Annotated in this window: 29 protein-coding genes; 19 read left to right on the top strand and 10 right to left on the bottom strand. The window is 57.3% G+C overall.

Features of this window, described 5'->3' with window-relative positions; all coding sequences use genetic code 11:
• The first annotated feature begins 11 nt into the window (after positions 1-11).
• The 17 genes from rplE to bfr all read left to right on the top strand — a co-directional run bounded on the left by rplE (position 12) and on the right by bfr (position 10,234).
• Entirely contained in the window at positions 12-551 is a 540-nt protein-coding gene (rplE, locus tag KGA97_RS14890) for a 50S ribosomal protein L5 (RefSeq protein WP_003176415.1), read from the top strand.
• Between the two features lie 13 nt (positions 552-564).
• A complete protein-coding gene (gene rpsN, locus KGA97_RS14885; protein WP_003176414.1) occupies positions 565-870 on the top strand; it encodes a 30S ribosomal protein S14 in 306 nt (101 codons plus the stop codon).
• A gap of 210 nt (positions 871-1,080) precedes the next feature.
• Positions 1,081-1,473, top strand: coding sequence for a 30S ribosomal protein S8 (gene rpsH / locus KGA97_RS14880; protein WP_003186040.1), 393 nt, complete (start codon positions 1,081-1,083; stop codon positions 1,471-1,473).
• Positions 1,474-1,485: 12 nt separating this feature from the next.
• Positions 1,486-2,019, top strand: coding sequence for a 50S ribosomal protein L6 (rplF, locus tag KGA97_RS14875; RefSeq protein WP_003176412.1), 534 nt, complete (start codon positions 1,486-1,488; stop codon positions 2,017-2,019).
• Positions 2,020-2,029: 10 nt separating this feature from the next.
• Entirely contained in the window at positions 2,030-2,380 is a 351-nt protein-coding gene (gene rplR / locus KGA97_RS14870; RefSeq protein ID WP_003186037.1) for a 50S ribosomal protein L18, read from the top strand.
• A gap of 3 nt (positions 2,381-2,383) precedes the next feature.
• Positions 2,384-2,884: a 30S ribosomal protein S5 gene (rpsE, locus tag KGA97_RS14865; RefSeq protein WP_007943782.1), complete on the top strand. Its 501-nt coding sequence runs from the start codon at positions 2,384-2,386 to the stop codon at positions 2,882-2,884.
• Between the two features lie 2 nt (positions 2,885-2,886).
• On the top strand, positions 2,887-3,063 hold the full coding sequence (rpmD, locus tag KGA97_RS14860; RefSeq protein WP_003186033.1) for a 50S ribosomal protein L30: 177 nt from the start codon (positions 2,887-2,889) through the stop codon (positions 3,061-3,063).
• A gap of 3 nt (positions 3,064-3,066) precedes the next feature.
• The gene (gene rplO, locus KGA97_RS14855) at positions 3,067-3,504 is read left to right on the top strand and encodes a 50S ribosomal protein L15 (protein WP_007896782.1); all 438 of its coding nucleotides are present in this window, start codon (positions 3,067-3,069) and stop codon (positions 3,502-3,504) included.
• Positions 3,505-4,833 (top strand): preprotein translocase subunit SecY, encoded by a 1,329-nt coding sequence (gene secY, locus KGA97_RS14850; RefSeq protein ID WP_003228718.1) that lies wholly within the window; start codon positions 3,505-3,507, stop codon positions 4,831-4,833.
• 27 nt (positions 4,834-4,860) lie between these two features.
• Complete coding sequence (rpmJ, locus tag KGA97_RS14845; protein WP_002555468.1) at positions 4,861-4,977, top strand: 50S ribosomal protein L36; 117 nt, start codon at positions 4,861-4,863, stop codon at positions 4,975-4,977.
• A gap of 130 nt (positions 4,978-5,107) precedes the next feature.
• Positions 5,108-5,464, top strand: a complete 357-nt coding sequence (rpsM, locus tag KGA97_RS14840; RefSeq protein ID WP_003186020.1) for a 30S ribosomal protein S13 — start codon at positions 5,108-5,110, stop codon at positions 5,462-5,464.
• A 30-nt stretch (positions 5,465-5,494) separates the two neighbouring features.
• Positions 5,495-5,884, top strand: a complete 390-nt coding sequence (gene rpsK, locus KGA97_RS14835) for a 30S ribosomal protein S11 (protein ID WP_002555466.1) — start codon at positions 5,495-5,497, stop codon at positions 5,882-5,884.
• Positions 5,885-5,902: 18 nt separating this feature from the next.
• Complete coding sequence (gene rpsD, locus KGA97_RS14830) at positions 5,903-6,523, top strand: 30S ribosomal protein S4 (protein WP_003210056.1); 621 nt, start codon at positions 5,903-5,905, stop codon at positions 6,521-6,523.
• 22 nt (positions 6,524-6,545) lie between these two features.
• On the top strand, positions 6,546-7,547 hold the full coding sequence (locus KGA97_RS14825) for a DNA-directed RNA polymerase subunit alpha (protein ID WP_003186012.1): 1,002 nt from the start codon (positions 6,546-6,548) through the stop codon (positions 7,545-7,547).
• A gap of 42 nt (positions 7,548-7,589) precedes the next feature.
• A complete protein-coding gene (rplQ, locus tag KGA97_RS14820; RefSeq protein ID WP_007943777.1) occupies positions 7,590-7,976 on the top strand; it encodes a 50S ribosomal protein L17 in 387 nt (128 codons plus the stop codon).
• Positions 7,977-8,165: 189 nt separating this feature from the next.
• The gene (locus tag KGA97_RS14815) at positions 8,166-9,620 is read left to right on the top strand and encodes a catalase (protein WP_192420659.1); all 1,455 of its coding nucleotides are present in this window, start codon (positions 8,166-8,168) and stop codon (positions 9,618-9,620) included.
• A 149-nt stretch (positions 9,621-9,769) separates the two neighbouring features.
• On the top strand, positions 9,770-10,234 hold the full coding sequence (bfr, locus tag KGA97_RS14810; RefSeq protein ID WP_008030905.1) for a bacterioferritin: 465 nt from the start codon (positions 9,770-9,772) through the stop codon (positions 10,232-10,234).
• Between the two features lie 136 nt (positions 10,235-10,370).
• Here bfr and uvrA read toward each other — a convergent pair whose 3' ends face one another.
• A complete protein-coding gene (uvrA, locus tag KGA97_RS14805; protein ID WP_223481011.1) occupies positions 10,371-13,205 on the bottom strand; it encodes an excinuclease ABC subunit UvrA in 2,835 nt (944 codons plus the stop codon).
• A gap of 191 nt (positions 13,206-13,396) precedes the next feature.
• Here uvrA and KGA97_RS14800 point away from each other — a divergent pair, with 191 nt between their 5' ends.
• Positions 13,397-14,794 carry an MFS transporter gene (locus tag KGA97_RS14800; RefSeq protein WP_008030907.1) on the top strand — a complete coding sequence of 466 codons (1,398 nt, stop codon included), beginning with the start codon at positions 13,397-13,399 and terminating at the stop codon, positions 14,792-14,794.
• A gap of 9 nt (positions 14,795-14,803) precedes the next feature.
• Positions 14,804-15,328: a single-stranded DNA-binding protein gene (locus KGA97_RS14795; RefSeq protein WP_008041307.1), complete on the top strand. Its 525-nt coding sequence runs from the start codon at positions 14,804-14,806 to the stop codon at positions 15,326-15,328.
• Positions 15,329-15,515: 187 nt separating this feature from the next.
• Here KGA97_RS14795 and KGA97_RS14790 read toward each other — a convergent pair whose 3' ends face one another.
• The 9 genes from KGA97_RS14790 to KGA97_RS14750 form a co-directional block, all read right to left on the bottom strand.
• Positions 15,516-17,720 carry an OsmC domain/YcaO domain-containing protein gene (locus KGA97_RS14790; RefSeq protein WP_223481010.1) on the bottom strand — a complete coding sequence of 735 codons (2,205 nt, stop codon included), beginning with the start codon at positions 17,718-17,720 and terminating at the stop codon, positions 15,516-15,518.
• Positions 17,721-17,876: 156 nt separating this feature from the next.
• Positions 17,877-19,034 (bottom strand): glutathionylspermidine synthase family protein, encoded by a 1,158-nt coding sequence (locus KGA97_RS14785; protein ID WP_223481009.1) that lies wholly within the window; start codon positions 19,032-19,034, stop codon positions 17,877-17,879.
• 12 nt (positions 19,035-19,046) lie between these two features.
• On the bottom strand, positions 19,047-19,760 hold the full coding sequence (locus tag KGA97_RS14780; RefSeq protein WP_192228087.1) for a DUF1190 domain-containing protein: 714 nt from the start codon (positions 19,758-19,760) through the stop codon (positions 19,047-19,049).
• 18 nt (positions 19,761-19,778) lie between these two features.
• On the bottom strand, positions 19,779-20,207 hold the full coding sequence (locus tag KGA97_RS14775) for a DUF350 domain-containing protein (protein ID WP_008030949.1): 429 nt from the start codon (positions 20,205-20,207) through the stop codon (positions 19,779-19,781).
• Between the two features lie 15 nt (positions 20,208-20,222).
• Positions 20,223-20,897: a DUF2491 family protein gene (locus KGA97_RS14770; RefSeq protein WP_192228086.1), complete on the bottom strand. Its 675-nt coding sequence runs from the start codon at positions 20,895-20,897 to the stop codon at positions 20,223-20,225.
• Positions 20,884-21,918 (bottom strand): ion channel, encoded by a 1,035-nt coding sequence (locus KGA97_RS14765; protein ID WP_008041318.1) that lies wholly within the window; start codon positions 21,916-21,918, stop codon positions 20,884-20,886. Before KGA97_RS14765 ends, KGA97_RS14770 begins: the two co-directional genes overlap by 14 nt.
• Positions 21,919-21,989: 71 nt before the next feature.
• Complete coding sequence (locus tag KGA97_RS14760; RefSeq protein WP_008041319.1) at positions 21,990-22,553, bottom strand: rhomboid family intramembrane serine protease; 564 nt, start codon at positions 22,551-22,553, stop codon at positions 21,990-21,992.
• Between the two features lie 156 nt (positions 22,554-22,709).
• A complete protein-coding gene (locus KGA97_RS14755; protein WP_223436541.1) occupies positions 22,710-23,408 on the bottom strand; it encodes a PspA/IM30 family protein in 699 nt (232 codons plus the stop codon).
• A gap of 25 nt (positions 23,409-23,433) precedes the next feature.
• Positions 23,434-24,015 (bottom strand): YjfI family protein, encoded by a 582-nt coding sequence (locus KGA97_RS14750; RefSeq protein ID WP_085988408.1) that lies wholly within the window; start codon positions 24,013-24,015, stop codon positions 23,434-23,436.
• Between the last annotated feature and the right edge of the window lie 211 nt (positions 24,016-24,226).

Here is a 24,226-nt window from a genome sequence, read left to right as displayed (position 1 = left end):
TAGATGAGACCATGGCACGACTAAAAGAGATTTACTGGAAAGAAATCGCACCGAAGCTTAAGGAAGAACTTAAGCTTTCGAACGTGATGGAAGTTCCACGCGTTACCAAAATCACCCTGAACATGGGTCTGGGCGAAGCAGTCGGTGACAAAAAAGTCATCGAGCACGCTGTTGCTGACCTGGAAAAGATCACCGGCCAGAAAGTCGTTGTGACTTACGCTCGGAAATCCATCGCTGGCTTTAAAGTCCGTGAAGGTTGGCCGATCGGCGTCAAAGTGACCCTGCGCCGTGAGCGTATGTACGAGTTCCTGGATCGTCTGCTGTCGATCTCCCTGCCTCGGGTTCGCGACTTCCGCGGCCTGAATGCCAAGTCCTTCGATGGTCGTGGTAACTACAGCATGGGCGTTAAAGAGCAGATCATCTTCCCGGAAATCGACTACGACAAGATCGATGCTCTCCGCGGTCTGGACATTACCCTGACCACCACTGCCAAGAACGATGATGAAGGTCGCGCCCTGTTGCGTGCTTTCAAATTCCCGTTCCGCAACTGATTGGAGTAGGAAAATGGCCAAGATGAGCATGAAAAACCGCGAGCTGAAGCGTCAGCTCACGGTTGCCAAGTACGCCAAAAAGCGTGCAGCACTGAAAGCTATCATCGTTGATCTGAACGCAAGTCCAGAAGCGCGTTGGGAAGCTACAGTAGCTCTGCAAAAGCAGCCACGTGACGCAAGCGCTTCGCGCATGCGTAACCGCTGCCGCCTGACCGGTCGTCCACACGGCGTTTACCGCAAGTTCGGCCTTGGCCGTAACAAACTGCGTGAAGCTGCAATGCGTGGTGACGTACCTGGTCTGGTTAAAGCCAGCTGGTAAGCACTATCAAAGTCTCGGTGTTCGGGATCGCAAGATCCTGACCGCCGGTGACCTTGAACTTGAATCAAGCCCCTTTTGGGGCTTGATTCATTTGTGGGGTGTGTCTAGAATACCCGGCTCGCCTGAGCCCGTGCTTTTTTTGCATGGATGTCCTCGGCGACACGTAGTAGCCGCAAGGCTAATTTTTTGTGTATTAGGAGCGTCTAGCCCATGAGTATGCAGGACCCGTTAGCGGACATGCTAACTCGAATCCGTAATGCCCAGATGGCTGAAAAGTCCGTCGTAAGCATGCCATCTTCTACTTTGAAGGTAGCTGTTGCCAAAGTCCTGAAGGACGAAGGTTACATTGCGGGTTATCAGATCAGCAGCGAAATCAAGCCACTGCTGTCCATCGAGCTGAAGTACTTCGAAGGCCGTCCGGTCATCGAGGAAGTGAAGCGCGTTAGCCGTCCAGGCCTGCGTCAGTACAAGTCCGTCGATGATCTGCCAAAAGTTCGTGGCGGTCTCGGTGTGTCTATCGTCTCCACCAACAAAGGTGTGATGACGGATCGTGCTGCGCGCGCTGCCGGTGTCGGCGGCGAAGTTCTTTGCACTGTGTTCTAAGGGGGGATAAGCATGTCACGCGTCGCTAAGAACCCCGTTAAGCTGCCAGCCGGCGTCGAAGTCAAATTCGCAGGCCAACAGCTTTCGGTGAAGGGTGCCAAGGGCACTCTCGAACTGAACATCCATTCGTCCGTTGAGATCGTTGAAGAAGCTGGTGAGCTGCGTTTCGCTGCTCGCAATGGCGATCAACAAACTCGCGCAATGGCTGGTACCACTCGTGCGTTGGTAAACAACATGGTCCAAGGCGTAAGCCAAGGCTTCGAGCGTAAGCTCCAGCTGGTCGGTGTTGGTTACAAAGCGCAAGCAAAAGGCACAGTGCTGAACCTGGCTCTTGGCTTCTCGCACCCAGTGGATTATGAACTGCCGGAAGGCATCACCGCTGAGACTCCTAGCCAGACCGATATCCTGATCAAGGGCATCGATAAGCAGCTGGTAGGTCAAGTGGCCGCCGAGATCCGCGACTTCCGTCCACCAGAGCCGTACAAAGGCAAAGGTGTGCGCTACGCGGACGAAGTCGTCCGTCGTAAAGAAGCCAAGAAGAAGTAGGGCATAGCAAATGACCGACAAAAAAGTTACTCGACTGCGTCGCGCTCGCAAAGCACGCCTGAAAATGCACGAACTCGAAGTCGTGCGTCTCTGCGTGTTCCGCTCGTCGCAGCACATCTACGCCCAGGTCATTTCGGCCGACGGCAACAAAGTCCTGGCATCTGCCTCGACTTTGGATAAAGAACTGCGTGATGGCGCCACTGGCAACATCGACGCGGCCACTAAGGTTGGCCAGCTGGTCGCTACGCGTGCTAAAGCCGCTGGCGTCTCGCAGGTGGCTTTCGACCGCTCTGGCTTCAAGTACCACGGCCGCGTCAAGGCGCTGGCTGATGCTGCTCGTGAAGCTGGGCTGGAGTTCTAAGTTATGTCAAATAACGACCAAAAGCGCGACGAAGGCTACATCGAGAAGCTGGTTCAAGTTAACCGCGTAGCCAAAACCGTTAAAGGCGGCCGTATCTTCACTTTCACCGCGTTGACCGTGGTTGGTGATGGTAAAGGGCGTGTTGGCTTCGGCCGTGGCAAGTCACGTGAAGTGCCTGCTGCGATCCAGAAGGCAATGGAAGCTGCTCGCCGCAACATGATCCAAGTTGACCTGAACGGCACCACTCTGCAGTACGCAATGAAGTCCGGTCACGGCGCTTCGAAGGTGTACATGCAGCCTGCTTCTGAAGGTACCGGTATCATCGCTGGCGGCGCTATGCGTGCTGTCCTCGAAGTTGCTGGCGTTCAGAACGTTCTGGCCAAGTGCTACGGCTCGACTAACCCGGTAAACGTGGTTCACGCCACTTTCAAAGGTTTGAAAGCTATGCAGTCTCCTGAATCCATTGCCGCCAAGCGTGGCAAAAGCGTCAAGGAGATCTTCTGATCATGGCTACCGTTAAAGTTACGCTGATCAAAAGCATGACCGGCCGCATCCCTAACCACAAACTGTGCGTTAAGGGTCTGGGTCTGCGTCGCATCGGTCACACTGTAGAAGTACTTGATACTCCCGAGAATCGCGGGATGATCAACAAGGCTTACTACATGCTGCGTGTCGAGGGTTAATCGATGAAACTCAATGATCTGAGTCCAGCGCCGGGTTCCCGTCGCGAAAAGCATCGTCCGGGCCGTGGTATCGGTAGTGGTTTGGGTAAGACCGGTGGCCGTGGCCACAAAGGTCAGTCCTCCCGCTCCGGTGGCACCATTGCTCCAGGCTTTGAAGGCGGTCAACAGCCGCTGCATCGTCGCCTGCCGAAGTTCGGTTTCGTTTCCCTGAAAGCCATGGATCGCGCAGAAGTGCGTTTGTCCGAGCTGGCTAAAGTGGAAGGCGACATCGTCACCGTGCAGTCCTTGAAAGATGCCAACGTGATCAACGTCAACGTACAGCGTGTGAAAATCATGCTGTCCGGTGAAGTGACTCGCGCTGTTACCATCGGAAAGGGAATCGGCGCCACCAAAGGTGCGCGTGCGGCTATCGAAGCAGCTGGCGGCAAGTTCGAGGAATAAATGGCTAAGCAAGGTGCTCTCTCTGCGCTCGGCAAAGGCGGTATGTCTGAACTCTGGGCTCGTCTGCGTTTTCTGTTCCTGGCGATTATCGTCTACCGAATAGGCGCACACATCCCGGTTCCAGGTATCAACCCGGACCGACTCGCGGACCTGTTTCGACAGAATGAGGGGACCATTCTTAGCTTGTTCAACATGTTTTCCGGCGGCGCGCTGGAACGGATGAGCATCTTTGCATTGGGGATCATGCCGTACATTTCGGCATCGATCATCATGCAGCTGATGACCGCCGTCAGCCCGCAGCTGGAGCAGTTGAAGAAGGAAGGTGAAGCTGGCCGTCGCAAGATCAGCCAGTACACCCGCTACGGCACTGTCGTCCTCGCTCTTGTTCAGGCAATTGGCATGTCCATTGGTCTGGCAGGGCAGGGCGTTGCGTTCACTGGTGACTTTGGCTTCCATTTCGTCGCGGTATCCACATTTGTGGCTGGTGCGATGTTCATGATGTGGCTGGGTGAGCAGATTACTGAGCGTGGTGTTGGCAACGGTATCTCGATGTTGATTTTTTCGGGTATCGTCGCCGGTCTTCCGAGAGCGATCGGGCAGTCTTTCGAGTCTGCACGTCAAGGTGATATCAACATCTTCGCCCTGGTTGCCATCGGTTTGCTGGCAGTAGCGATTATCGGTTTCGTGGTGTTCATTGAGCGTGGTCAGCGTCGTATTGCTGTTCACTACGCCAAGCGTCAGCAGGGCCGTAAGGTCTTCGCTGCGCAGACTAGCCACTTGCCGCTGAAGGTGAACATGGCCGGTGTTATTCCGGCCATTTTCGCGAGCAGCATTTTGCTGTTCCCGGCTTCGTTGGGTGCCTGGTTCGGCCAGTCTGAAGGTATGGGCTGGTTGCAGGACATCTCGCAGTCGATCGCTCCTGGTCAGCCGTTGAATATTCTGCTGTTTAGTGCAGGGATTATTTTCTTCTGCTTCTTCTATACGGCGTTGATGTTCAATCCGAAAGACGTAGCGGAAAACCTGAAGAAGTCCGGTGCCTTTATTCCGGGCATCCGTCCAGGTGAGCAGTCTGCGCGCTACATTGATGGCGTTCTGACTCGCTTGACCATGTTCGGTGCTCTTTACATGACGGCCGTGTGTCTGCTTCCCCAGTTCCTGGTGGTTGCGGCAAACGTACCGTTCTACCTTGGCGGGACCTCGTTGCTGATCGTCGTCGTGGTTGTGATGGACTTCATGTCCCAAGTACAATCGCACCTCGTTTCGCACCAGTACGAATCCCTGATGAAGAAAGCCAACCTGAAGGGTTACGGCAGCGGCATGTTGCGCTGAGTACCCATAAGGTTCGAGGAGTTGGTGATGAAAGTTCGTGCATCGGTGAAAAAGCTGTGCCGTAACTGCAAGATTATTCGCCGCGAAGGTGTTGTTCGAGTAATTTGCAGCGCGGAACCGCGTCACAAACAGCGCCAAGGCTGAGTGTGATTGTGCTTCAAGCCCGGTAGCTAGTGCGCTACCGGGTTGATTATTTGTTATTACAGCGATATTATCTCGCGCCCTATTTCTTGGCTTCCGGGGCGTAGGTAGCTGTCAATTGGAGTCCCACTGAATGGCCCGTATTGCAGGCGTTAACATTCCAGATAACAAGCATACTGTTATCTCGCTGACCTACATCTATGGTGTTGGTCGCACTACTGCACAGAAGATCTGTGCAGTGACTGGGGTAAACCCAGCCGCAAAGATCAAGGATCTGAGCGACGAGCAGATTGAACAGCTGCGTGGCGAAGTGGCGAAGTTCACCACTGAAGGTGACCTGCGTCGCGAAATCAACATGAAAATCAAGCGTTTGATGGACCTCGGTTGCTATCGCGGTCTGCGTCATCGTCGTGGTCTTCCAGTACGCGGTCAGCGTACCAAGACTAACGCGCGTACCCGTAAAGGTCCGCGTAAGCCGATCCGCAAGTAATCGCCCCAGCGAATCGACAGGAAATTAATCATGGCTAAACCTGCTGCTCGTCCTCGTAAAAAAGTTAAAAAGACAGTGGTTGATGGCATCGCCCACATCCATGCTTCTTTTAACAACACAATCGTGACCATCACCGACCGTCAAGGCAACGCTCTTTCCTGGGCTACCTCCGGTGGTTCGGGTTTCCGCGGTTCCCGCAAGTCCACCCCGTTTGCTGCTCAAGTAGCTGCTGAACGTGCTGGTCAAGCTGCGCTGGAATACGGTCTGAAAAACCTCGACGTTAACGTCAAAGGTCCAGGCCCAGGTCGTGAATCTGCAGTCCGCGCTTTGAACGGCTGTGGCTACAAGATCGCCAGCATCACCGACGTGACGCCAATCCCGCACAACGGGTGCCGTCCGCCGAAGAAGCGCCGCGTGTAATCCAGGAGATTGTAAAGAATGGCTCGTTACATTGGTCCAAAATGCAAACTCGCTCGTCGCGAAGGCACCGATCTCTTTCTGAAGAGCGGCGTGCGCGCGATCGAATCGAAGTGCAACATTGAAGCAGCACCTGGTATCCACGGCCAACGCCGCGGTCGCCAGTCCGATTACGGCACCCAACTGCGTGAAAAGCAGAAGGTCCGTCGTATCTACGGCGTTCTCGAGCGTCAATTCAGCGGCTACTACAAAGAAGCTGCTGGCAAGAAAGGTGCAACCGGTGAAAACCTGCTGCAACTGCTCGAATGCCGTCTGGACAACGTTGTATACCGTATGGGTTTTGGCTCTACTCGTGCCGAATCCCGTCAGCTGGTATCGCACAAATCCGTCAGCGTTAACGGTCAGACCGTAAACGTACCGTCTTACCAGGTTCGTGCTGGTGACGTGGTCGCGATTCGCGAGAAAGCAAAGAACCAACTTCGCATTGTCCAAGCTCTCGATCTGTGTGCCCAACGTGGCCGCGTAGAATGGGTAGAAGTAGACACTGAGAAGAAGTCGGGCGTTTTCAAGAACGTTCCAGCTCGCAGTGATCTGTCCGCCGACATCAACGAAAGCCTGATTGTCGAGCTCTACTCCAAGTAAGGGCTAGAAAATAGGTGCATCCATGCAGATTTCGGTAAATGAGTTCCTGACACCCCGCCATATTGATGTGCAGGTTGTCAGTCCAACCCGCGCCAAGATCACTCTCGAGCCTCTCGAGCGTGGTTTCGGCCACACCCTGGGCAACGCGCTGCGCCGCATCCTGTTGTCCTCAATGCCCGGCTGTGCAGTAGTCGAGGCCGAGATTGACGGTGTACTCCATGAGTACAGCGCAATCGAAGGCGTACAGGAAGACGTAATTGAAATCCTGTTGAACCTTAAAGGTCTGGCTATCAAGCTGCACGGTCGTGACGAAGTTACGCTGACCTTGTCGAAGAAGGGTTCGGGGGTGGTTACCGCTGCCGATATTCAGCTGGATCATGATGTCGAGATCGTTAACCCCGATCACGTAATCGCTAACCTGGCGTCTAACGGCGCCCTGAACATGAAGCTCACCGTAGCTCGTGGTCGTGGTTATGAACCGGCAGACTCGCGTCAGAGCGATGAAGACGAAAGCCGCAGCATCGGTCGCTTGCAGCTTGACTCTTCGTTCAGCCCGGTTCGCCGTATCGCATACGTGGTGGAAAACGCCCGTGTCGAACAGCGTACTAACCTGGACAAGCTGGTTATTGATCTGGAAACCAACGGTACTCTGGATCCTGAAGAGGCTATCCGTCGCGCTGCAACCATTCTGCAACAGCAGTTGGCTGCGTTCGTCGACCTCAAAGGTGACAGTGAGCCAGTGGTTGTCGAGCAGGAAGACGAGATCGATCCGATCCTGCTTCGCCCGGTTGACGATCTGGAACTGACTGTACGTTCGGCTAACTGCCTTAAGGCGGAAAACATCTACTACATCGGTGACCTGATTCAGCGTACCGAAGTAGAGCTGTTGAAGACTCCGAACCTTGGCAAGAAATCCTTGACTGAAATCAAGGACGTTCTGGCCTCCCGCGGTCTGTCCCTCGGCATGCGCCTCGACAACTGGCCGCCTGCAAGTCTTAAGAAGGACGACAAGGCGACTGCCTGATCGTCGTAATCACCGAACGTCGTGTTTGGTAAGGAATGAACCATGCGTCATCGTAAAAGTGGTCGTCACCTGAGCCGCACTAGCTCGCACCGCAAGGCCATGTTCCAAAACATGGCAGTGTCGCTGTTCGAGCACGAGCTGATCAAAACTACACTGCCGAAAGCTAAAGAACTGCGTCGCGTTGCTGAGCCGCTGATCACTTTGGCCAAGACAGACAGCCTGGCTAACCGCCGTCTGGCTTTCGACCGTACTCGTTCGAAAGCTATCGTTGGTAAGCTCTTCAACGACCTGGGCAAGCGTTACGCTACCCGTGAGGGTGGCTACCTGCGCATCCTCAAGTGCGGCTTCCGCACTGGCGACAACGCGCCTATGGCGTACGTCGAGTTGGTTGATCGTGCTACCGGCGGTGAAGCTGTATCCGCTGAGTAAGACGTCAGTCTGAAACGAAGAACCGGGCCTAGTGCCCGGTTTTTTGTGGGCGTCTGAAAAGTAGGCTCTTCGTTAGTAATTTTCTATCGACACTTACAAGTTAATGAATTTGTAGGTGTAACGTTGGTGATCAATACTTCCTCTCAGCCGATTAGCCGGCAGTTCTAGACTGACAGAGGAAGAGATCGCATGAGCCAAAATAAAATACTTACCACCGCCAGTGGCGCTCCTGTCGCCGACAACCAGAATTCCCGCTCCGCCGGCCCTCGTGGCCCATTGCTGCTCGACGACTTCCACCTGATCGAGAAGCTTGCCCACTTCAACCGTGAAAATATTCCTGAGCGCCGCGTACACGCCAAGGGCTCGGGTGCTTACGGCACGTTCACCGTGACGCGTGACATCACTGAGTACACCAGCGCCAAGCTGTTCGAATCGGTCGGCAAGCAGACCCCAACGTTTCTGCGGTTTTCCACCGTGGGCGGTGAGCGCGGCTCGGCTGACACAGAACGCGATCCACGTGGCTTTGCCCTGAAGTTCTATACCGAAGAAGGCAACTGGGACATCGTTGGCAACAACACCCCTGTGTTTTTCATTCGTGATCCGCTCAAGTTTCCGGACTTTATCCATACCCAAAAACGCCTGCCGCAAAGCAACCTGAAAAGTGCGCAGATGATGTGGGACTTCTGGTCGCACTCGCCTGAGGCGCTGCACCAGGTCACCATCCTGTTTTCGGACCGTGGCATCCCTGACGGCTACCGTCACATGCACGGCTTCGGCAGCCACACTTACAGCCTGATCAGTGCCAGCGGCGAGCGTCACTGGGTGAAGTGGCATTACAAGACCCAGCAAGGGATCAAGAACCTGGCGCCGGCAGAAGCTGCTCGCCTGGCGGGCACCGATCCGGATTACGCACAGCGCGACTTGTTCGAAGCGATTGAGCGCGGCGACTTCCCAAAATGGCGTGTATGCATTCAGATCATGACCGAGGCCCAGGCTGCGGCGCATTACGAGAACCCTTTCGATGTGACCAAGACCTGGTCGCAGAAAGAGTTCCCACTGATCGAAGTGGGTGAGCTCGAGCTCAACCGCAATCCGCAGAACTACTTCGCGGAAGTTGAACAAGCGGCGTTCGGTCCGAGCAATATGGTGCCAGGTGTCGGCCTGTCGCCAGACCGCATGCTGCAAGGGCGAGTGTTCGCTTACGCCGATGCGCACCGCTACCGTGTTGGTACCAACCATCAGCAACTGCCGGTGAATGCGCCGCGCAGCCCGGTCAACAGCTACCAGCGTGATGGCTCCATGGCATTTGGCAGCAATGGCGGTGCAGCGCCGAACTACGAGCCGAACAGTTACGTAGAGTCGCCAAAACAGGCGCCTCGTTATGCTGAGCCTGCTTTGGCATTGAGCGGTGCGGCTGATCGTTACGATCATCGCGAAGACACGGACTACTACAGCCACGCAGGTGCGTTGTTCCGTTTGATGAGTGATGAGCAGAAAAACCTGCTGACCAACAATATTGCGGGCGCGATGGCAGGGGTCTCCGCTGATGTAGTGGATCGCCAGTTGCAGCATTTCTTCAAGGCCGACCCGGCTTATGGAGACGCAATCGCAAAGGCGCTCAACGTACAGATTAACGAAGTCTAAACGAGAAGCAGAACCGCCCTCATTAGGGCGGTTTTTGCGCTATTTAAACTACTTTTCTCAGAATATCTTCGCTTTTATCGCGCAAACCAAGTGACCAAACAGTCGCTGTGGTTCAAACTACAGACTTTCAAGCAGGGAGATGTAGGGCGATGCAAGGCCACCCAGACGTAATCGATTACCTCAACACGTTGCTGACCGGCGAACTGGCCGCGCGTGATCAATATTTCGTTCACTCGCGGATGTATGAGGACTGGGGATTCACCAAGCTCTACGAACGAATCAACCACGAGATGGAAGAGGAAGCGGGGCACGCCGATGCGCTGATGCGCCGAATTCTGATGCTCGAAGGCACGCCACGCATGCGTCCGGACGATCTTGATGTCGGCACCACGGTTCCTGACATGCTAGCTGCCGACCTGCGACTGGAATACAAAGTCCGCGCCGCGCTCTGCAAGGGCATCGAACTCTGCGAGCAGCACAAAGACTACGTCAGCCGCGAGATGCTGCGCATTCAACTGAACGATACCGAAGAAGACCACACCTACTGGCTCGAGAAGCAGTTGGGTCTGATCAAGTTGATCGGTCTGGAAAATTACCTGCAATCTCACACCTGACATTGAACCGTAGGAGCACAGCTTGCTGGCGAAGGCTTCCTTGATATCGCCATCGCCAGCAAGCTGTGCTCCTACAGTGTCAACGAAAAAGCCCCTGTCACCGACAAAGTGACAGGGGCTTTTTCATGGGCTTGATTCAGTCCCTGTCGCGAGCCAGCAGCGGTTTGAGATAGAAACCGGTGTGAGACTGCTTCATCTCGGAGACTTCTTCCGGCGTACCGACGGCAATGATCTGCCCGCCTTTGGAACCACCTTCCGGCCCCAGATCCACCAACCAGTCAGCGGTCTTGATCACGTCCAGGTTGTGCTCGATCACCACCACGGTGTTGCCGTGGTCGCGCAGTCGATGCAGCACGTCGAGCAGTTGCTGGATATCCGCGAAGTGCAAACCAGTGGTTGGCTCATCGAGGATGTACAGCGTCTTGCCGGTATCGCGCTTGGACAGCTCGCGGGACAGCTTCACCCGCTGCGCTTCACCACCAGACAGGGTGGTCGCCGATTGCCCCAGCTTGATGTACGACAGTCCGACATCCATCAGCGTCTGAAGCTTGCGTGCCAGTGCCGGCACCGCGTCGAAGAACACCCGGGCTTCCTCGATGGTCATCTCGAGGGTTTCGTGGATGCTCTTGCCCTTGTACTTGATCTCCAGCGTTTCGCGGTTGTAGCGCTTGCTCTTGCAGACGTCGCACGGAACATAGATGTCCGGCAGGAAGTGCATTTCAACCTTGATCAGGCCATCGCCCTGGCAGGCTTCGCAGCGTCCGCCCTTCACGTTGAAGGAGAAACGTCCCGGCCCGTAACCGCGGGAACGGGATTCCGGCACGCCGGCGAACAGTTCGCGAATCGGCGTGAACAGCCCGGTGTACGTCGCCGGGTTGGAGCGTGGCGTGCGGCCGATCGGGCTCTGGTCGATGTCGACGACCTTGTCCAGGTGTTCCAGCCCTTTGATGCTGTCGTGAGCCGCAGCCTCAAGCGTTGTCGCACCGTTGAGTGCCGTAGCGCTCAAGGGAAACAGTGTGTTGTTGATCAGCGTCGACTTGCCCGAACCGGACACGCCGGTTACGCAGGTCAGCAGGCCAATCGGGATCTCCAGATCGACGTTGCGCAAGTTGTTGCCGCGAGCGCCCTTGAGGGACAGCGACAACTTCTTGTTACGCGGCGTGCGTTTGGCTGGAACGGCAATCTTCACCCGACCCGACAAGTACTTGCCGGTCAGCGAGTCAGGGTGAGCCATGACTTCCGCTGGCGTGCCTTCGGCGACGATATGCCCCCCGTGCACGCCGGCACCCGGGCCGATATCCACGACATAGTCAGCCAGGCGAATGGCATCTTCATCGTGTTCGACCACGATCACCGTGTTGCCGATGTCGCGCAGGTGCTTGAGCGTGCCGAGCAAACGGTCGTTGTCGCGCTGGTGCAGACCAATCGACGGTTCATCGAGGATGTATAGAACGCCCACCAGACCGGCACCAATCTGACTGGCCAGACGAATCCGCTGCGCCTCGCCACCGGACAACGTGTCGGCACTGCGATCCAGCGACAGATAATCGAGGCCGACGTTGACCAGGAACTGCAGGCGCTCGCGGATTTCCTTGAGGATCTTGTCGGCAATTTCACCGCGACGCCCGGTCAGCTTCAGCACGCCGAAGTATTCGCATGCATCGCCAATCGGCAGATTGGTTACCGCCGGCAGCGTCTTCTCGCCGACCCAGACATGCCGCGCCTCGCGACGCAGGCGGGTGCCACGGCAATCCGGGCAATGCTGGGTGCTGAGGAACTTGGCCAGCTCTTCGCGCACCGATGCCGATTCGGTTTCGCGGTAGCGACGTTCCAGGTTTGGCACGATGCCTTCGAACGGGTGCGAACGTTTGACGATGTCGCCACGGTCATTCAGGTATTTGAAATCGACGTTCTGGGAGCCGCTGCCGTGCAGGATGAATTTCTGCTGCTCGGCCGGCAGTTCGTTGAACGGTACTTCGAGGCTGAACTTGTAGTGCGCCGCCAGCGACCCGAGCATCTGGAAGTAATAGACGTTACGCCTGTCCCAGCCGCGAATCGCACCTTCGGCCAGAGTCAGTTCGCCATTGACCAGTCGCTTGATGTCGAAGAATTGCTTCACGCCCAGACCATCGCACGTCGGGCAGGCGCCGGCCGGGTTGTTGAAGGAGAACAGCTTGGGTTCCAGCTCGCTGATCGCGTGACCGCAGATCGGGCAGGCGAAGCGCGCGGAGAAGATGATCTCTTCGCCGGGTTCGTCGTCCATCGGTGCGACCAGGGCAATGCCGTCCGCCAGTTTCAGCGCAGTCTCGAAGGATTCGGCCAGACGCTGTTGCAGATCGGCGCGGACCTTGAAGCGGTCGACGATGACGTCAATCGAATGCTTCTTCTGCTTGTCCAGCTTCGGCAGTTCGTCCAGTTCGCAGATCCTGCCGTTGACCCGGGCCCGGACAAAGCCCTGGGCGCGCAGTTCTTCGAAGACCGAAAGGTGTTCGCCTTTGCGCTCGCGAATCACCGGCGCCAGCAGCATCAGTTTGCTGCCCTCCGGTTGGGCGAGGACCAGGTCGACCATCTGGCTGACGGTCTGCGCTTCCAGCGGAATGTCGTGATCCGGGCAGCGCGGAATACCGACGCGAGCGTAGAGCAGGCGCAGATAGTCGTAGATTTCGGTGATGGTGCCGACCGTCGAACGCGGGTTGTGCGAGGTCGACTTCTGCTCAATGGAAATGGCTGGCGACAAACCTTCAATGGTGTCGACGTCAGGCTTTTCCATCATCGACAAAAACTGCCGGGCATAGGCCGACAGCGACTCGACATAGCGGCGCTGGCCTTCGGCGTACAGCGTGTCGAACGCCAGGGACGATTTGCCGGATCCGGACAAGCCGGTGATGACGATCAGTTTGTCCCGTGGCAGGGTCAGGTCGATGTTCTTCAGGTTGTGGGTTCGGGCCCCACGAATCAGGATCTTGTCCAAAGTGGCCTCGCTCGGCGGGCGTCGAAAACGTAGGAGTATACGGTCAAATACTGGATGGATGCACACTATCAAACGAGTGGTTTACTGTCGTACATGAAGAGTCTGTCAGCGGAACGCGTCAAAGCGTCGCGATATACCCTGTCAATCGATGGGACTGGTAGAATCGCCGCCGGTTCACATGAGGTTTTTCCATGCACGATCCCCACAGCGAACGCATGAGTGGCAGTGAGACCCGCGCAGCAAGCGGTCTGGCCCTCGTGTTCGCGTTCCGTATGCTTGGCATGTTCATGGTGTTGCCGGTACTGGCGACCTATGGGATGGATCTGGCAGGAGCGACCCCGGCCCTCATCGGGCTGGCGATTGGCGCTTACGGCCTGACCCAGGCGATATTTCAGATTCCGTTCGGCTTCATTTCCGACCGCATCGGGCGCCGCCCGGTGATTTACCTGGGGCTGATCGTGTTCGCCCTCGGCAGTGTGCTGGCGGCCAACGCTGATTCGATCTGGGGCGTTATCGCCGGACGAATCCTGCAAGGCGCCGGGGCGATTTCCGCAGCAGTGATGGCGTTGCTGTCAGACCTGACCCGCGAACAGCATCGGACCAAAGCCATGGCCATGATCGGCATGACGATTGGTCTGTCGTTCGCGGTCGCCATGGTGGTAGGACCGTTGCTGACTCGTGCCTTTGGGCTGTCCGGGTTGTTCCTCGCCACCGGTGGCATGGCGCTGGTGGGTATCGTGATCGTGATGTTCATGGTGCCGCGCTCCACCGGGCCGTTGCAGCACCGTGAATCCGGCGTCGCGCGCCAGGCACTGATGCCGACGCTCAAGCACCCGGACCTGCTGCGCCTGGACCTGGGTATTTTTGTGTTGCACGCGATGTTGATGTCGAGCTTCGTTGCATTGCCGCTGGCCCTGGTCGAAAAAGCCGGGCTGCCCAAAGAGCAGCACTGGTGGGTCTACCTGACCGCGCTGCTGATTTCCTTCTTCGCCATGATCCCGTTCATTATCTACGGCGAGAAGAAACGCAAAATGAAACGAGTTTTATTGGGCGCAGTGCTGACGCTGATGCTCACTGAGCTATTCTTCTGGCAGTTCGGCGATAGCTTGCGGGCCCTGGTGATCGGGACGGTGGTGTTCTTTACCGCGTTCAACTTGCTGGAAGCTTCGTTGCCATCGCTGATCAGCAAGGTTTCACCGGCGGGCGGCAAGGGCACGGCGATGGGGGTTTATTCCACCAGTCAGTTCCTCGGATCGGCACTGGGCGGGATCCTCGGCGGCTGGATGTTCCAGCATGGCGGTCTGTCGGTTGTCTTCCTCGGATGCGCCGGCCTGGCTGCCCTCTGGCTGGCCTTTGCTGTTACCATGCGCGAACCACCTTATGTCACGAGCCTGCGCTTGCCGTTGTCGCCCGAGGCGATCCGCGAAGCGGGTCTGGTTGAGCGCCTGAAGGCCGTCGTAGGGGTAACAGATGCGGTAATCGTTGCTGATGAAGCAGCGATTTACATCAAATTGGACACAGAACTATTGGATCGCACTACCCTCGAGCGTCTGGTGAACAACCCGCCCGAGGCAGCGTGCGTAGCCTAGGAGAACGTTATGGCCCGTGGGGTTAACAAAGTCATATTGGTCGGCACTTGCGGCCAGGATCCCGAAGTTCGCTACTTGCCTAACGGTAACGCCGTGACCAACCTGAGTCTGGCGACCAGCGAACAGTGGACCGACAAGCAGACCGGTCAGAAGGTCGAGAAGACCGAATGGCACCGTGTGTCGATGTTCGGCAAAGTGGCGGAAATCGCCGGCGAATACCTGCGTAAAGGTTCGCAGGTCTACATCGAAGGCAAGCTGCAGACCCGCGAGTGGGAAAAAGACGGTATCAAGCGTTACACCACTGAAATCGTGGTCGACATGCAAGGCACCATGCAACTGCTGGGCGGCCGTCCACAGCAGGGCGACCAACAAGGCGGGGGCAACAACTACCAGCAGTCCGCTCCGGCTCCACGCCAGCAGCAGGCGCCGCGTCCGCAGCAGTCGGCACCGCAACAGTCGCGTCCGGCTCCACAGCAGGCCGCTCCTCAGCCGGCTCCGGATTTCGACAGCTTTGATGACGATATCCCGTTCTAGGATATGGCTTAGGCCTTTGTAAGGTTTAGCCTCGAAACCCCCGATCGGTCCTCTGGACTGGTCGGGGGTTTTCTTTTGCACATTAATTTGTAGGAGCCAGCTTGCTGGCGATGGCGTCCATCCAGTCAATAAGCAGGTTGACTGAACCTCCGCCATCGCCGGCAAGCCGGCTCCTACAGATTTGTGGTTAACGGGATGATGTGGTCACGTTGGCCCGCGCCGTGTGCAGTTTTTTGTAGCTGTCGATCAGGCGCAGGTGCCTGTCGAGCCCCTCCAGTTTCATGCTGGTCGGCGTCAAGCCATGGAAGCGTACGGTCCCGTCCACCGAGCCGATTGCTGCGTCCGTCCGCTCGCTGCCAAACATCCGGCGGAAATTGGCCTCGTAGTCTTCCAGTTCCAGGTCTTCGTCCAGTTTCATCTCCAGCACCACATTGACAGCCTGGTAGAACAAGCCGCGCTCAACCGTGTTGTCGTTGTACTGCAGGAACATTTCCACTGCTTCTTTCGCCTCTTCAAATTGTTGCAGGGCGAGGTAAATCAGCAGCTTCAACTCCAGGATCGTCAACTGACCCCAAGCGGTATTGTCGTCAAATTCGATGCCGATCAAGCTGGTGATGTCGGTGTAGTCGTCCAACTCACTTTCCACCAGGTGCTCGACCAGCGCTCGCAGTTCTTCTTCGTCCAGGCGATGCAGGTTCAGGATGTCTTCGCGGAAGAACAGCGCTTTGTTGGTGTTATCCCAGATCAGATCGTCTACCGGATAAATTTCCGAATAGTCCGGCACCAGGATGCGGCAGGCCGTCGCGCCGATATGCTCGTAGACCGCCATGTACACTTCCTTGCCCATGCCTTCGAGAATGCCGAACAAGGTCGCGGCTTCCTCGGTATTCGAGTTTTCACCCTGGCCGGAGAAGTCCCACTCCACGAATTCGTAATCCGACTTCGAACTGAAGAAGCGCCACGACACAACGCCGCTCGAGTCGATGAAGTGCTCGACGAAGTTGTTCGGCTCGGTCACCGCATGACCTTCAAACGTCGGCTGGGGCAGGTCGTTGAGGCCTTCGAAGCTGCGGCCTTGCAGCAACTCGGTGAGGCTGCGTTCCAGTGCCACTTCAAGGCTTGGGTGCGCGCCGAACGAGGCGAACACACCGCCGGTACGCGGGTTCATCAACGTAACGCACATCACCGGGAATTCACCGCCCAGAGACGCATCCTTCACCAACACCGGGAAACCCTGTTCTTCCAGCGCCTGAATGCCGGCGAGGATCCCAGGGTACTTTGCCAGCACGTGGGCCGGCACATCCGGCAGTGCAAATTCACCTTCGATGATTTCGCGTTTTACCGCGCGCTCGAAGATCTCCGACAGGCACTGCACCTGCGCTTCGGCCAGCGTGTTGCCGGCACTCATGCCGTTGCTCAGGTACAGGTTTTCAATCAGGTTGGACGGGAAATACACCACCTCACCGTCCGACTGGCGCACGTACGGCAGCGAGCAGATACCGCGCTCTTCATTGCCCGAGTTGGTGTCGATCAGATGGGAGCCGCGCAGCTCGCCGTCGCGGTTGTAAATCTTCAGGCAGTACTCGTCGAGAATCTCGGTCGGCAGCGCGTCTTTGCGGCCAGGCTTGAACCAGCGCTCGTCCGGATAATGCACAAATTCCGCGTTGGCGATGTCTTCGCCCCAGAACTGGTCGTTGTAGAAGAAGTTGCAGTTGAGCCGCTCGATAAACTCGCCCAACGCCGACGCCAGTGCGCCTTCCTTGGTCGCACCCTTGCCGTTGGTGAAGCACATCGGCGAGTGCGCATCGCGGATATGCAGCGACCACACATTGGGCACGATATTGCGCCACGAGGCGATTTCAATCTTCATGCCCAGGTCCGCCAGGATGGCCGACATGTTGGCGATGGTTTGTTCCAGCGGCAGATCCTTGCCGGCAATGTAAGTGCTCGCCTCTGAGCTGGAAGCAGGCATCAACAGCGCCTGGGCATCGGCGTCGAGGTTTTCCACTTCTTCGATCACAAACTCAGGCCCGGCCTGCACCACTTTTTTCACGGTGCAACGGTCGATGGAACGCAGGATGCCCTGGCGGTCCTTGTCGGAGATGTCCGCCGGCAACTCGACCTGGATCTTGAAAATCTGGTTGTAGCGGTTTTCCGGGTCAACAATGTTGTTCTGCGACAGGCGGATGTTATCCGTGGGGATATTGCGTGTGCTGCAGTACAACTTCACGAAATACGCCGCACACAACGCCGACGAAGCCAGGAAGTAGTCGAACGGACCGGGTGCCGAGCCATCGCCCTTGTAGCGGATTGGTTGGTCGGCCACCACCGTGAAGTCGTCGAACTTGGCTTCAAGCCGAAGGTTGTCGAGAAAGTTGACCTTGATTTCCATGGGGGGGTACCAGAATAACGGGCTAGACGATTTGGCCGCCATTATCCGGCTTTTCAGCGGTAAGTCTTGTGGTTGTCGGGTCCTTGATCGGGTTTACACCTGTTTCACCCCGACGCCCGATGCATGGCAACGGGCTTTTTCACTGACGGTAAATGTTCAGTCGAGTATCAGGTGCGGCAAGAATCGGCTGGAATCCTTGGTAATCAGGCTGTTGTCCTCGCGCACACCGATGCCCGCGGCTTGATCGCCGATCACCCAGGAGCCGATCAACGTGTAGCTATCGCCAAACTTCGGCAGCGGCGCGAACTCCTGAAGGATAAACGGCGCATCCGTGTAGGGCCCATCCTCTTTCACGATCAGACCGTCCGTTGTTTGCAGCTCGATGTTGGCGCCTTCCCGCGAGAAGAATGGCTTGCGCACCCAACCCTTGGGCACCGCTTTGTTCGGGGCGGTATCCAGGTGGGCGGCGAGCAGGTTCGGATGGCCTTTGTTGAATTCCCACAGCAGCGGCAGGATGCCTTTGTTGGAGATGATGGATTTCCAGGCCGGTTCGAAAAACTGCGTATCGCTCTGGGCAATCGCTGCACCAAAGGGCTCGTGGAAGATGAACTCCCAGGCGTGCAGTTTGAACAGGTGAGGAATCCAGCGATCTTCAAGATCGACGAAACGTCCGTCACTGGTGAGGCCAATGTCTTCGATGTCGATGTGACGGGATTCGATGCCGACTTTTTCCGCAACCAGCCGCAGGTAATCGGTGGTGCCCTTGTCCTCGACCGAGTCTTTCATCGAGGCGAAATAGAAGGGCTGCGTGATCTGCAGTTGAGCAAAGGCCTGATGCAGCTTGGTGTCGATGCTGTTGAACTGGTCGGCGTTCTTGGGCAACAAACCACGCTCAATGCACTGCTCCAGCCAGCCCCACTGGAACGCCGCCGCTTCGTAGAGGCTGGTCGGCGTGTCGTAGTTGAGCTCCAGCAGCTTGGCCGGGCCGTTGCCGTTGTAGGAAAAGTCCATGCGCCCGTACAGATGCGGATGACCTTCGAGCCATGACGTACGAACCAGGTCGTAGAACGCTGCCGGAATGCTCAGGCGTTCCAGCAACTCCTCGCTCTGCACCACGCGAGCCACCAGGTCCATGCACATCTCATGGATCTCGGTGGTCGGGTCTTCGAGATCGTTCTCGATCTGCTTGAGTGTGAACTGGTAGTACGCGCTCTCGTCCCAATAGGGTTCGTCGTCGATGGTGTGGAACAGAAAGCCGAGGTTTTCGGCGGTCTGTTTCCAGTCATGACGCTCTGCGCAGAGGATTTTCTTCATGGCCCTGTTTCCTTAACTGCTCGACCCGCCGCCACCCCAGCCGCTGCGCGCACTGGCTTTGCTGCCGAAGCCGCCACGGGAAGTGGAGGAGGCAACGGACACCGGTTTGCTGGCGGAACGAATCGAGTCGGCGTAGTTGCTGCTGCCGTATCGCGCCTGATTGGATTTGGTAAAGGTCGAACCTTTCGAAATCCGCTGGCCGAGTGTCGAAGACGAATAGCTGCCACGGTCGTCGCGGTAGCGGTACACCGGCTCGGAATAGTAGCTGTTGCGGTTGTTGCTCAGCATGTTGCCGATCAGCAGGCCGGTCAGCAGGCTGGTGCCGGAGAATCCCGAACCGCCACTGTTCGCTTCCGAGGCAGGCAATTGCGCTTTGGCGGCGTCCACCTGGGATTGCGTCACCTCGCCATTGGCGGTCAGTTCGAAGCCGCCGAGCTTGGGGATGAACTTGCCGGCGGAGTCCTGCTGGCACCAGTCGGCGACGAAGTCGGCTTCGCAATCGGCCTGGTTGTCGTACACCGGTGCAATGCGTCGATGTTCGGCCATGGCGGTCATGAAGGCGTCCGAGCAGACGTCCACCGGAAGTTTTTCATCGGCGCATTGCTGCACGGACTGGAAGTTGTACTTTTTCTGCATCGAGTAGGTTTTTTCCGTCGGCCCGCAGCCCGAAATCGCCATCGCGACCGAGGCTGCCAGCGACAGCTGAACGTACTTGCTTCGTTTCATCGGGAGCTCCGTGCGCGATCAGTTCGAGGAAGGGGTCATGCAGGCGGCGTTCAACATGCCGACGCTGATGGCCACGGCTGCCACGTAGATGCCGGCGGCGATTTCACCTTTCTTGATGCGCTCGGAGGTGCCCTTGAGCACCAGGCTGGTCATCAGGAACGCCAACAATTGCACGAACGCGGCGATGACTGCCCAGACCACGAAGTCGAGGAGGCTGACCGAGTAGGCGATCACGTTGCTGGCCGGAATCGCGAAACCGATGACCGCACCGCCCAGGGCGATTGCAGCCGCGACGTTGCCCGAACGGATCAGCTCGAATTCCTTGTGCGGGGTGATGCGGGTGTAGATGAACTGGAACAGCGCGAACAGCACGGCGGCGCCGAGGATGTACGCAACAAACCCGAGCACGGCGGCTTTGTTCAGGGAGACGGAGAGCGCTTCTAGCATGGGGTTTCTTCCTTTTTAAAAAGTGTTCAGGTCGGTGGTGTACAGCGAAATGCCCAGCGAAGTGCTCAAGCTGATCGTGCCTTCGGCGTCTTCTTCGACAGAAAACAGCAGGAATTCGCGGCGGTCGGTCAGGCCGGTTTCGCGGGCGTACAGCATCGAACGGTGCTCGACGCTGTAGGACTCATCCGGGTTTTTCAGCTGTTCGCTCAACGCCACCAATTCAGTCTGGCCATTCTCGGTGCCCCATTCGCGGGTGTATTCGACGCCGTTGTGGGTGTAGGTCGGCAGCCCGATCAGGCTATTCGGGCCGGCCAGACGACGCAGCTCCGCTTCGCTGCTGATGGTGATGTAGCTGAGGTAGTTGAACAGGATCACCGACTCGACCTGGCCGGCGATGTCGCCGGTGGTGTGCACTTGCAGCCAGTAGTCTTCGTCGTTCATGTAGTAGCGCGACAGCCAGGTCGACTGCCCGAGGTCAATGGTGCCGTTGCTCCAGATCTGCTGCGAGCCGGGAATGGCCACGGCAGTTTTTTCGTCGAGCAACAATTGCAGCGTGCTGTCGAACATCACGCCTTTGCCCAGTGCCAGACCCAGCGGGCCGGCGGCCGGTTGGGTTTCGCTGGCGGTCCATTTCGATTCTGAATTCGCGTTCGGGGCCTCAAGCCCCAACAACTGTTTAAACCATCCCATTGGAGATTTCCTTGAGGCGAGTGGAGGCGATGTAGAAGAGCTCGCCGCCCTCGACGCGTGTGGCGCCAGGCGGGTTGATCGATGGTTGTCGGGCGCCCTTGGCGCGGTAGCCGATGAGGGTGGCGTTGTGACGTTCTTTCATCTGCGTGTACAGATCGCCGAAGGTCGCGTTAAACGTATCGGGCAGTTTCATCAGGTATTGGGTCGCGCCCTGGCCCACGCACAGCAATTCGTTGATGACCACGGACGAGCCGGGGTCCTGGGACGCGCGCACAAGCATCTCGATGGCCATGCTTGATGTGCATTCCAGGCTGGGGGCGTAGGCGCTGGCGAGCGAGGCGATTTCACTGTCATTGAAGTGGGCGACCACATGCCCGACAGGCTTCAGTTGATTGACCGCCAGCACGGTGGCCAGGGTCAGGTCGTCTGAATGGGTTCGCACCAGAACGCGTTCGGCACCGGGAACGCCAGCGCGCAGTAGCAGCGCCACCGAGGACAGGCTTTCGCCCTTGATGAAGGACGCTTGGCCAGGCATGGGGTTTTCTTCAAGGGTGCAATCGCAAATGACGATCAGGTTGTCGTTGGAGGTTTCATCCTGAAGCAACAACTCAACGACCCGTTCGCTGGATGCACCTTCCCAGCCGATGAGCACCGTATGCCCGACATTGCCGGTGTAGTCACCTTTGCCCTTCATGCTTTTTCTCCATACATCGATAACGCTGCTGGTGGTTTTGCCGATGGCTGCCGTCAGCAGCGCAATGCCGCCGAGCATGACCCAGGTGGCCACGAAAATGCGCCCCGCCGATGTCTGTGGCGCGAGATCGCCATAGCCTACGGTAAGCGTGGTGGTGAGATAGAAGTAGGTAAACGTGGCGGGGGCGGTGAGGTGCTGTTCGCCCAGCAACACCAGGCCCAGATACGCCGTGGTCAGGTGCACGGCCAAGGCGATGACCAGTCCCGCCCAACCGAATCGGTGGAAGAGGGACGAGGCATACATGCGCAATAAAAGGAAAATCGACATTTCGTCCCTGACTCCGTGGGTACTCATTCCTGGCGACGTTATCGCCTCGGCGTCTGAATGCTCAAGTGCGGTTAACCGGCGGCATTAAACCTGCTGCGCGGCGCAGAGAAAAGTACCTTGGCTGCAATAAATCCGGCGAGCGCCCCAAAGAGATGTCCTTCGAAGGACACACCCTGACGCGGAAGGAAGCCAAAGACCAGGCCGCCATAGAGCAGCGCCACGACGCTGGCCGTGATCAGGTTGCCCCAGCTGCGGTGAAACCAGGCGCGGGACAGGAGGTAGGCCCACAGCCCGAATACCCAGCCGCTGGCGCCAATGTGCACGCCGGAAAACCCGAACAGCCAGACCAGTGCGCCGCCCAGCAGAATGATGATCGCGCTGACGGCCAGGAACCGGTTGAGCCCGTCGACAATGACCAGGGTGCCCAGAATCAGGAAGGGAATCAGGTTGGCGCTGAGGTGCGCAAAGGACGCGTGTAAAAAAGGCGAGGTGATGATACCGACCAGTCCGTGGGCTGTTCTCGGCACCAGGCCGAATGCCACAAGGCTGTAGCCGGTCGCAACGTTGAGCAGTTGCAGCGCCACCATGAAAATGGCGAGGCTGGCGATTGTCTTGAAACCCTTCAGGGCATCCATCCTTGACCTCGATTCAACGAAAAACTGAAACGCATATCCAATGTGGGAGCGAGCCTGCTCGCGAAGAGGGAGTGTCAGTCAACATTAATGTCGCCTGACAAACCGTAATCGCTGGCAGGCTAGCTCCCACAGGTTATGCATCTGCGACTGAGTGGGTTACTCAGCCGATTTCTGCTTCAGGCGCTCCAGGATCGCGTTGGCGCTGCCCGCGTCCGGCGTGATGCCGGCTTCGCGCAGTTTGCGCTCCAGGTCGGTGCCAGTCGATTGATCGGCCAGTTGGTCCTGGGCTTCCAGTTCAGCGGCGCGTTGCTGCTGCTTGGCTTGCAAGCGGTTCAGCGTGCCGACTGCGGTTTCCAGTTTGCCGTTGGCGCCGCCGCTGGCGATGGACGCGCTGACCTGGGCTTTCTGTACGCTTTCGCGGGCCTTGGCCATGTCTACTTGCTGACGCAGGCTCTTGATGCGGCTTTCAGCCTTGGTGATGTCTTTGCGCATGTTGTCCGCATAACCGCCGAATTCGGTGGCCTGCTTCTGCTCGACATCCAGCTCGTTGGTCAGGGTCGAAATGGCTTCGGCCACTTCCAGTGCCAGGTCTTCGCGGTTGGCCTGAATGGCGGCCAGCGCCTTGGATTCCAGGTCCTTGATCTTGGCGTTGTACTCGCTGACGCGATCAGCAGACAGTTTGTGCTTGGCCATGATGGTGACCAGCTCACGCTTGGCGTTGGCCAGCGCGCTGTCGGCATCGCGAATTTCCTGGTCGAGGATGCGCAGGGCCTGTTGGTCGACGATCGATTCGCCGACTTCATTGGCACCGCCACGCAGTGCGGTGAACAATTTGCTCCAGATGGACTGAGTCATTGGATTTTCCCTGATTCCCGAATAATTAATTGAAAAAACGTTCGAAGGCTTCGCTGGCGCGCTGCACGTTGTCGACGAGGGTTTTGACCTCGGTCACGACGTTGGTCAGGCTCGAGTCGGAGCTGAGTGCGCCGAACATGTTGTAAACGACCTGCCCGTTAGGCATGGACTCGATGCCGATCGACGACAGCGGGAACATTTCCCGGCTGCGCAGCACGGCATCATTGAAGGCCGGCACGTCCTTGATCGACTCGACGTCGACCAGCACGGTATCGACGATGATCTGGTCGCCCACAACCGCGATGTAAATCGGCAAGCCACCGAAGTCGTTCATTTCCAGCTTGATGCTGGATTCGGAGCCTTGGACGAGGGAGAGGGTGATGTCGTTCGAGACCACTTCGTCCAGGGCTTGAAGGGCGCTGTAGAGGCGATCGATGTTCCAGTTGTTACCTGCGCTCATGTAATTCTCCGACATGAATGAGCCAGCCAGGATCGGTTGGCGTAGCTGTTTCTCCATCTGCTTGAGCAGGCTTCGGTTTTCGGGAAGCACCCAAGTCTCGTGTTTTACATAACCGGCGGCACCCAGGCCCGCGCGCATCTGCTTCATGTAGAAGCTCGACGGTTTTTTCGCGGACGGTTTCGAGCGCTCTCCCTTGCGGCTTGCTGAATCGTTCACAGACCCGGAAGGCGGATCTGATGGAGAGCTGCTGTTCATGGTGCTGACCTCGTTGTGAAAAACTCACGCGTGAGAAACACTACAGGCAATTTTCGCTGTGCTCAATAGCTCACGCGTGAGATTTTTTTTATGGGGGTGGGGG

The organism is Pseudomonas sp. BF-B-15, from assembly GCF_019946675.1.
GTDB classification, from domain to species: Bacteria; Pseudomonadota; Gammaproteobacteria; order Pseudomonadales; family Pseudomonadaceae; genus Aquipseudomonas; species Aquipseudomonas migulae.
This window is presented reverse-complemented; position numbering and strand designations above follow the sequence as displayed.

What these genes read in the sequence shown, in the direction of transcription:
- rplO (WP_007896782.1), top strand. Translation starts at nt 3,067, where the DNA reads ATGAAACTCAATGATCTGAGTCCAGCGCCGGGTTCCCGTCGCGAAAAG.
- KGA97_RS14800 (WP_008030907.1), top strand. Translation starts at nt 13,397, where the DNA reads ATGCACGATCCCCACAGCGAACGCATGAGTGGCAGTGAGACCCGCGCA.
- rpsN (WP_003176414.1), top strand. Translation starts at nt 565, where the DNA reads ATGGCCAAGATGAGCATGAAAAACCGCGAGCTGAAGCGTCAGCTCACG.
- KGA97_RS14770 (WP_192228086.1), bottom strand. Translation starts at nt 20,897, where the DNA reads ATGGGATGGTTTAAACAGTTGTTGGGGCTTGAGGCCCCGAACGCGAAT.
- KGA97_RS14760 (WP_008041319.1), bottom strand. Translation starts at nt 22,553, where the DNA reads ATGGATGCCCTGAAGGGTTTCAAGACAATCGCCAGCCTCGCCATTTTC.
- bfr (WP_008030905.1), top strand. Translation starts at nt 9,770, where the DNA reads ATGCAAGGCCACCCAGACGTAATCGATTACCTCAACACGTTGCTGACC.
- rplR (WP_003186037.1), top strand. Translation starts at nt 2,030, where the DNA reads ATGACCGACAAAAAAGTTACTCGACTGCGTCGCGCTCGCAAAGCACGC.
- rplQ (WP_007943777.1), top strand. Translation starts at nt 7,590, where the DNA reads ATGCGTCATCGTAAAAGTGGTCGTCACCTGAGCCGCACTAGCTCGCAC.
- KGA97_RS14750 (WP_085988408.1), bottom strand. Translation starts at nt 24,015, where the DNA reads ATGAAGCAGATGCGCGCGGGCCTGGGTGCCGCCGGTTATGTAAAACAC.
- KGA97_RS14775 (WP_008030949.1), bottom strand. Translation starts at nt 20,207, where the DNA reads ATGCTAGAAGCGCTCTCCGTCTCCCTGAACAAAGCCGCCGTGCTCGGG.
- rplF (WP_003176412.1), top strand. Translation starts at nt 1,486, where the DNA reads ATGTCACGCGTCGCTAAGAACCCCGTTAAGCTGCCAGCCGGCGTCGAA.
- KGA97_RS14790 (WP_223481010.1), bottom strand. Translation starts at nt 17,720, where the DNA reads ATGGAAATCAAGGTCAACTTTCTCGACAACCTTCGGCTTGAAGCCAAG.
- rpsK (WP_002555466.1), top strand. Translation starts at nt 5,495, where the DNA reads ATGGCTAAACCTGCTGCTCGTCCTCGTAAAAAAGTTAAAAAGACAGTG.
- KGA97_RS14765 (WP_008041318.1), bottom strand. Translation starts at nt 21,918, where the DNA reads ATGTCGATTTTCCTTTTATTGCGCATGTATGCCTCGTCCCTCTTCCAC.
- secY (WP_003228718.1), top strand. Translation starts at nt 3,505, where the DNA reads ATGGCTAAGCAAGGTGCTCTCTCTGCGCTCGGCAAAGGCGGTATGTCT.
- rplE (WP_003176415.1), top strand. Translation starts at nt 12, where the DNA reads ATGGCACGACTAAAAGAGATTTACTGGAAAGAAATCGCACCGAAGCTT.
- KGA97_RS14785 (WP_223481009.1), bottom strand. Translation starts at nt 19,034, where the DNA reads ATGAAGAAAATCCTCTGCGCAGAGCGTCATGACTGGAAACAGACCGCC.
- rpsH (WP_003186040.1), top strand. Translation starts at nt 1,081, where the DNA reads ATGAGTATGCAGGACCCGTTAGCGGACATGCTAACTCGAATCCGTAAT.
- KGA97_RS14795 (WP_008041307.1), top strand. Translation starts at nt 14,804, where the DNA reads ATGGCCCGTGGGGTTAACAAAGTCATATTGGTCGGCACTTGCGGCCAG.
- KGA97_RS14825 (WP_003186012.1), top strand. Translation starts at nt 6,546, where the DNA reads ATGCAGATTTCGGTAAATGAGTTCCTGACACCCCGCCATATTGATGTG.
- KGA97_RS14755 (WP_223436541.1), bottom strand. Translation starts at nt 23,408, where the DNA reads ATGACTCAGTCCATCTGGAGCAAATTGTTCACCGCACTGCGTGGCGGT.
- KGA97_RS14815 (WP_192420659.1), top strand. Translation starts at nt 8,166, where the DNA reads ATGAGCCAAAATAAAATACTTACCACCGCCAGTGGCGCTCCTGTCGCC.
- rpsE (WP_007943782.1), top strand. Translation starts at nt 2,384, where the DNA reads ATGTCAAATAACGACCAAAAGCGCGACGAAGGCTACATCGAGAAGCTG.
- rpsD (WP_003210056.1), top strand. Translation starts at nt 5,903, where the DNA reads ATGGCTCGTTACATTGGTCCAAAATGCAAACTCGCTCGTCGCGAAGGC.
- rpmD (WP_003186033.1), top strand. Translation starts at nt 2,887, where the DNA reads ATGGCTACCGTTAAAGTTACGCTGATCAAAAGCATGACCGGCCGCATC.
- rpmJ (WP_002555468.1), top strand. Translation starts at nt 4,861, where the DNA reads ATGAAAGTTCGTGCATCGGTGAAAAAGCTGTGCCGTAACTGCAAGATT.
- rpsM (WP_003186020.1), top strand. Translation starts at nt 5,108, where the DNA reads ATGGCCCGTATTGCAGGCGTTAACATTCCAGATAACAAGCATACTGTT.
- KGA97_RS14780 (WP_192228087.1), bottom strand. Translation starts at nt 19,760, where the DNA reads ATGAAACGAAGCAAGTACGTTCAGCTGTCGCTGGCAGCCTCGGTCGCG.